Annotated in this window: 2 protein-coding genes; both read right to left on the bottom strand. The window is 51.0% G+C overall.

What is annotated here, in order from left to right; genetic code table 11:
• Positions 1 to 249, bottom strand: a 249-nt coding sequence (locus ACR0EL_RS21695) for a hypothetical protein (protein ID WP_480502249.1), incomplete at its 3' end; no start/stop codon positions are given.
• Between the two features lie 105 nt (positions 250 to 354).
• Complete coding sequence (locus tag ACR0EL_RS21690) at positions 355 to 894, bottom strand: hypothetical protein (RefSeq protein WP_480502248.1); 540 nt, start codon at positions 892 to 894, stop codon at positions 355 to 357.
• Positions 895 to 1,191 lie beyond the last annotated feature (297 nt).

The following is a 1,191-nucleotide window of genomic DNA, read 5'->3' as shown; positions in this document are numbered from 1 at the left end:
CCCCGCCGAGACATCGCCGGTACAGGTCACCGTCAAGCCGTCAATCGTACACGGACCACCCGCAGGCGGCACGACCGTTTGACCGAAAGATGCATTGGGTACAAAAAACGCTGCACCAAGCCCGATGGTTCCTACGGAAACAACGCTTCGTATCGGGGTTTTTAATGCATGAGTTGTCTGGCTTTGGATTCTATTCGGTGCAGCATCTTTCTTGTGCTGCGTTTCGCTGCTTTTCGTCTCAATGATCATTAGTATACCTGTAGATTTTTTTGGTTTCGGTTTGACTGTGTGAGTTGGAGTTGATTCACCCGGGGCGGCAGAACGGTTCTGGGGTCGCGGTTCTATAACCTCGACTCAAACCTGTTCCTGTGGCTCGGGAATTGGTTGCCGACGGTTTCGACGCGTTAGCTCATCGGCCAGCTTGTGGTCAGGTTGCGAACTGGCTGAAAGATCAGAGATATCCAGCGCATAAGGGTCGCCGCTAACTGGTTGGGATTTCCGAGTTTCAGCATTCGTCTCAGCAGAAGAAACGCTCGCAATGGCCCCGACGGCTAGCTCACGCAGCGAGCTCTCAGATGTGATCACTTCTCTGATCCGAGATGAAGCAAGATTGTGAGGGTTGGAACTGACGGACTTATGTTCAAATTCACTTCTGCCCGGCTCATTTCTGAAGCTAAGTGTTGGTTTGTCCACTGAGGTGGGATTGTAGCTCGAAGCGAAGGATGCGCTGGGTAGGGATTTGTCCGTAATGCGGATCACTCCTGTAGGGATACAGATGCTACCTGCCAATCGCATCCTAAATGCACTTAAGACGGTGTCGGCCAAGTTCGAAAACAGATCTTTACGTTTGTTGACCATCGCTCTATCGGCATGGCAGTCGGAATACAGACACATGCAAGAAATTTCCTTCTTCACCCTCGGTTGAGCTCCGAAGACCAGTGCATCTTCAGACCCTCAAGCGTCAGATGCATTCCAAACTCGGAGCGCGTTCGACTGTTGAGACTGGTACCGCTTTGTGTCTGTTGTTTTTCTTTTTCTTAGAAATTTGTATCCAAGTGTAACTAGACAGCGAGTGTGCAATTGCCGGAAAGTACTTGTAATTCGGCGCCCTTCTGTGCGGGCGCCGATGAGTTCAAAACCGGAAGGTTGCTTTGAGCTCAGCAACTACACCGTAGTCGCCATCGAAGGTTG

The sequence above is a fragment of the Ruegeria sp. AH12 genome, from assembly GCF_056541465.1.
The sequence above is the reverse complement of the archived record's forward strand: the minus strand, read 5'-3'. Positions and strand labels throughout refer to the sequence as shown.